This is a genomic window from Bacillus sp. GMs2/2 (genome assembly GCF_050172095.1).
Lineage (GTDB): Bacteria > Bacillota > Bacilli > Bacillales > Bacillaceae_G > Bacillus_A > Bacillus_A cereus.
Map to the genome: position 1 here is coordinate 1 of NZ_JBNLYE010000292.1, position 5,007 is coordinate 5,007.

Below are 5,007 nucleotides of genomic sequence, written 5' to 3' on the forward strand. Positions count from 1 at the left end.
AGAAGAATATAATAAATTCGAAAATTTAGGTTTAAAAAAAGATGTAATAATCAATGTTGATGGAGTCGTGCAAGAGAATAATATAATCACACCACAAAAATTAGGAACGAATTATAATCAATGGCAAAACGAACATTTCTATTCGGATTTTCAGTCAATTAATGGTAACCCTTCTAAGAACAGACTTGCAAGCCGATACAAATCTACAACTCGAATCGTCTTTACAGGTGTTATAACTAAGTTACAGCTCCCATCCAAAGCTGAGGTTCGTCTTGCAAATGATATTGAAACATTACAAGCCGTTCAATATTTTGCAGATATGATTAGAGAGGGAACTTCTAACTCGAACCAATTAAGTACTTTCATATTAGATGGCGGAGAAAATATAAAAAATAGTATCTTTGTAAAACCGATTATAGAAAATGGAAGGATTACAGAATACGCTTTTGCGATAGCATCTTTGCAGCCTGTTAATGAAGCGATGCTCGTTTTAAAAGATTATTATGTCTATGCCTTAATCATCGTGTTTCTCGTAATTATTTTGTTATCCTTCTACTACTCAAAAATCATTGTTAAGCCATTAATTAAAATAAATCGTGTTACAAAAAAAATGGCTAATTTTGATTTCAGCGAGAAATTACCTGTTACAGCTGACGATGAAATTGGCGGGCTTTCTGGCAGTATCAATACATTATCTGTAAATTTAAAAGATCGAATCGATCGATTAAATGTTGCTAATACAAAGTTACAACAAGATATTGAACGTGAACGTCAATTAGAAAAAACAAGAAAAGAATTCATTTCTGGCGTATCACACGAATTAAAAACACCGCTAAGTGTAATTAGAAGTTTTGCAGAAGGAATTAAAGATGGTGTTAGTAAGGATACTTCGTATTATACTGATGTTATTTTAGAAGAAACAGAAAATATGAACAGGCTGATTGTTGAAATGTTAGAATTAGCAAAGTTGGAATCTGGTACTTACAAACTAGATATGACGACGTTCTCAATCGGTGAATTAACGCAACAAGTCTACACAAAATTATTATTTAGCATGGAAGAAAAACATTTACAAGTGAACATCGATGCAGACCCTTCTATACTTGTTACAGCAAATCGCAGTCGCATTGAGCAAGTAATTGTGAACTTACTAAGTAATGCAATCCGTTATACGCCAGAGGGAGAAAAAATACAAGTCTCCATTATAGAAGCAGAAGATACCGTAAAAGTCGAAATTGAGAATACAGGAAACCCTATCCCTGAAGAAAGTCTTGAAAAAATTTGGGATCGCTTCTATCGTCTAGATGCATCACGTAGCCGTCACACTGGAGGTACCGGTCTCGGATTATCTATTGTAAAAAACATTTTAGACCTACATCATGCCGAGTATGGTGTGTATAATACGACTAACAGTGTTGTATTCTATTTCAATTTACAAAAAGTAAAAGAAGTCAAATAATTTGTCTTAATTTCACTAGGAGTTCACATGAAATTCACACTCTCCCTTTATAGTAAGAAACAAGTTAATCCTTTCCTTTACACATATAAAAGAGGAGAGTGCGTGAAATGAAACAAGCAGGACAACCTATTCAAAATGAAAAACAATTAGAAACTATCAAAAATATACTTTTACAATCTTCGAAACGTGATGGCTTATTATTCGTATTAGCTGTAAATTCTGGCTTAAAAGTAAGTGAAATCTTACAATTAAAAGTTAGTGATGTAATCGATGAAAATGAAAATGTTCGCCATTCCATTTTATTTTACAATGAAAAAGTGAAGAAACATAAATGGTTTGCTGTAAATGAAGACTTACAGCACGCAATCGAAGACTACATGAAAGAACGTAAAACTTGGAAACGTAATGAACCATTGTTAAAATCTCAAAAAGGAACAAAATCTATTACGAGACAACATGCATGGTACATTTTAAACAAAGCTGCAAAAGAAGTTGGATTAGAAGGGATTAGCTCACATACACTTCGAAAAACTTGGGGTTATTGTGCATACAAATCAGGTGTTGATATTGCGTTTTTACAACACTTCTTTGATCACAGTACTCCATCAAAAACTTTAAAGTATATCGGTATTGCTTAATAACTCTTATACATAAAAAAGGTTACCATTTTAAAATTTGGTAACCTTTTTTATATTTCATATTCTCTTTTCTTGTCTCTCCTATACTGTAGTGGTACTCTAGTAATAAGGGGGAGAAATTATGAACACACTTACAATTGAATTACCAAAAGAAACGGCTGAAAAACTTGATTTATTAAAACAAGCTTATGAAAAGAAAACAGGTGCTTCTATCTCTGAGAGCACTCTCGTTCAAACACTTATCTCAAAAGAATTTATCCAAGCGATAACTCCTTTTGATTTACAACAATTCGTCAATGGAAAAGAACAGCATTAATCGCTGTTCTTTTTTTTATCTCTATTTAAAATACACAAAGTTTTTTATATATTTTTAGAAAAACCATTGACAATGATAATGATAACCATTATCATTTATTATGAAGCCAACAATTGATGAATCAACCAAACGCTCAGTAACATTGTTACCCCTCTTTTTCATATAGAAAGGCACTGTACATTCCCCCTGTTTGTACAGTGCCTTTCTTGTTTATTATCATTCAAAAAAATTTAATTGCTCCGGCTTCGGCTCACCATATGTAATGTTCATCATTTTCATAAGCTGTTTCGCATTATCTGCTGCATCCCCACCTGAATTGTTGTTAAACAGTACGTATATATCCTTTGTTTTCTTTTTTAATTGCTCTAGTCGTTCAACCCATTCTTCCAGTTCTTTATTGTTGTAGCGATATAAACAGCGAACCGCTCTCCAATTTTCCCCTTTATCAAGCCAACCATGAACATTTCGACCGTGAAAACGTATTAATGCCATGTCTGAATTCGTAACCTCTAACACGAGTGGCACAGAACCTATCCCAGCCTGTGGTTCATCACAAATTGTATGAATCCATTTCTCCTGTTCTAGAAACTGTAACGTCTTATCTCTCATTTCTGGATAAAACCATGTTTGATTTCGAAATTCTATTGCACATGGTAAACCTTCCATTTTTTCTTTCGTATATCGAAGAAAATCTACATTTTTCTTTTTGCAATCAAACCATGGTGGATATTGAAATAAAATTGTTTTTAATTTATCAGCTTCTATTAAAGGAAGAATAGACTGTTTATACACATCAAACATCTCATCGAACGTAGAAAAAGGAATTTCACCTTTCATATGTCCTGTCATTCCTTGATACGCTTTTACGATAAAAGAAAAATCTTTCGGCGTTTCCATTGCCCATTTTATATAATTTCGTGCAGGTTGCATCGCGTAAAATGAACTATCCACTTCCACAATAGGAAAATACTCGCTATATGTTCGTAATTTATTTCTATTTTCATAGGGATTTATGTATAAAGAATCATGATCTCCCCATCCTGTCACTCCAATAAACAGCACATATACCCCTCCCTTTTTAACTTCATCTTCTATTCACTTTGCATCATGTAGCCTTTTCTTTAAGAGTATCCTTATAAAAATATGATATACTATATGGAAGAATTTTTAAAATGAGGGGTTATTTATTTATGCTTCCAAACGATGCTACTGTATCTCATGAAAAACGAATTGAAGAACTAGAAAATAAAGTACGTTTTTATGAAGAACTTGTGAATCAATTACCACATCATTTCACATACAAAAATCCACATATTGGTTTACGAATAAAGAAAACTAGAACGACTCATTCCATTCAAGAAATACCAAAAGAGAATAAAGAGGCTCATTTTCAACTTACTTGTGATTCATTATTTTTATTTGAACAACTTGAAAAACACTTTGTACATATTTTTGATGCCTTTTCACATCATGTAACCTTTATCGATAGTAAAGGGAATATTACTTTATGTAATCAAGTTGCTGCAGATGATTTCGGTGTAATACGAAATGATATTATCGGAAAACCGATTCAACAATTACTAAACTTGCCGGAAGAAAAAATTAAAGCAATTGAAACATTAAAAACGGGAACAGAAATATATAATGAAGAAGTTTTAGACAAAAACTATGGCATTATAAATAACCGAATTATTCGCGATTATAACGGGGAGATTTTTAGAGTTATTAGTGTCTTTCATTATTTAAATACAGAACGTGATGCTGAGAAGTTTTCGTTAGCAGGGCGAATCGCAGCTGGAATTGCACACGAAGTACGAAATCCTCTTACAACAGTACGAGGATACTTACAATTTTTACAAGAAAGCATTTCTCCATCAAATAAAGAGTTATTTAAAAACTTGCTTATCCCTGAATTAGATCGTGCAAATAATATTATTACAAAATTTTTAGCCATTTCAAAAACACGGGAATTTACAAGAGAACCGTTTCCCATCAATACATTTTTACGTGACTATATTCAACAGTTACTAGCTAGTGAAGTCTCCTTGCATAATATTTCAATTGATTATAACTTCTCTAATGAATTAGATGATATTTTAGTCAATATTGATCGACATGAACTTGTTCAAGTGTTTTTAAATCTATTTCAAAATGCCGTCGATGCTCAAGGCGACAAACCTCTTTCTATTCAAATTACTAGTTATCGCCTTAATAACTTCGTTCGGATTACTTTCACAGATAATGGAATTGGTATTCATCCAGCTATTCAAGAATATATCTTTGATCCATTCTTCTCAACGAAGGATTCGGGAACAGGACTAGGCTTGTCAGTAACAAAAAAAATCATCCAAAATCATAACGGCACATTAAAAATGACTAGTAATGAAGATGGTACAACTTTCACTATTTCAATTCCAATCTTACCTAAAACAACCCTTGAAAAATTAAATCAATGTAAATAAAGGACTAATCCACGAACTACATGCCAATTGTTAAACACTCCCAACAATTAGCATGTAGTTTTTTATGTTGCACTTTTCTTCTTTACATTATATAAACCTTTCTCTATATCTTACTTATTTCTTTCTAGGTGG

General features: G+C 32.4%; 5 protein-coding genes. 4 read left to right on the top strand and 1 reads right to left on the bottom strand.

Features of this window, described 5'->3' with window-relative positions; all coding sequences use genetic code 11:
- The 3 genes from ACQGS6_RS22685 to ACQGS6_RS22695 form a co-directional block, all read left to right on the top strand.
- Window positions 1-1,459 (top strand): sensor histidine kinase (locus ACQGS6_RS22685; RefSeq protein ID WP_426965641.1); only part of this gene is annotated, 1,459 nt, incomplete at its 5' end.
- Window positions 1,460-1,566: 107 nt separating this feature from the next.
- Complete coding sequence (locus ACQGS6_RS22690) at window positions 1,567-2,097, top strand: tyrosine-type recombinase/integrase (protein ID WP_000806236.1); 531 nt, start codon at window positions 1,567-1,569, stop codon at window positions 2,095-2,097.
- Window positions 2,098-2,218: 121 nt separating this feature from the next.
- On the top strand, window positions 2,219-2,413 hold the full coding sequence (locus tag ACQGS6_RS22695) for a DUF3924 domain-containing protein (protein ID WP_001094860.1): 195 nt from the start codon (window positions 2,219-2,221) through the stop codon (window positions 2,411-2,413).
- 216 nt (window positions 2,414-2,629) lie between these two features.
- Here ACQGS6_RS22695 and ACQGS6_RS22700 read toward each other — a convergent pair whose 3' ends face one another.
- Window positions 2,630-3,475 carry a DUF72 domain-containing protein gene (locus ACQGS6_RS22700; RefSeq protein WP_000897352.1) on the bottom strand — a complete coding sequence of 282 codons (846 nt, stop codon included), beginning with the start codon at window positions 3,473-3,475 and terminating at the stop codon, window positions 2,630-2,632.
- Window positions 3,476-3,603: 128 nt separating this feature from the next.
- Between ACQGS6_RS22700 and ACQGS6_RS22705 the strand changes: the two genes are divergently transcribed.
- Window positions 3,604-4,875 (top strand): ATP-binding protein, encoded by a 1,272-nt coding sequence (locus ACQGS6_RS22705; protein ID WP_000937241.1) that lies wholly within the window; start codon window positions 3,604-3,606, stop codon window positions 4,873-4,875.
- Window positions 4,876-5,007 lie beyond the last annotated feature (132 nt).

What these genes read in the sequence shown, in the direction of transcription:
- ACQGS6_RS22695 (WP_001094860.1), top strand. Translation starts at nt 2,219, where the DNA reads ATGAACACACTTACAATTGAATTACCAAAAGAAACGGCTGAAAAACTT.
- ACQGS6_RS22690 (WP_000806236.1), top strand. Translation starts at nt 1,567, where the DNA reads ATGAAACAAGCAGGACAACCTATTCAAAATGAAAAACAATTAGAAACT.
- ACQGS6_RS22705 (WP_000937241.1), top strand. Translation starts at nt 3,604, where the DNA reads ATGCTTCCAAACGATGCTACTGTATCTCATGAAAAACGAATTGAAGAA.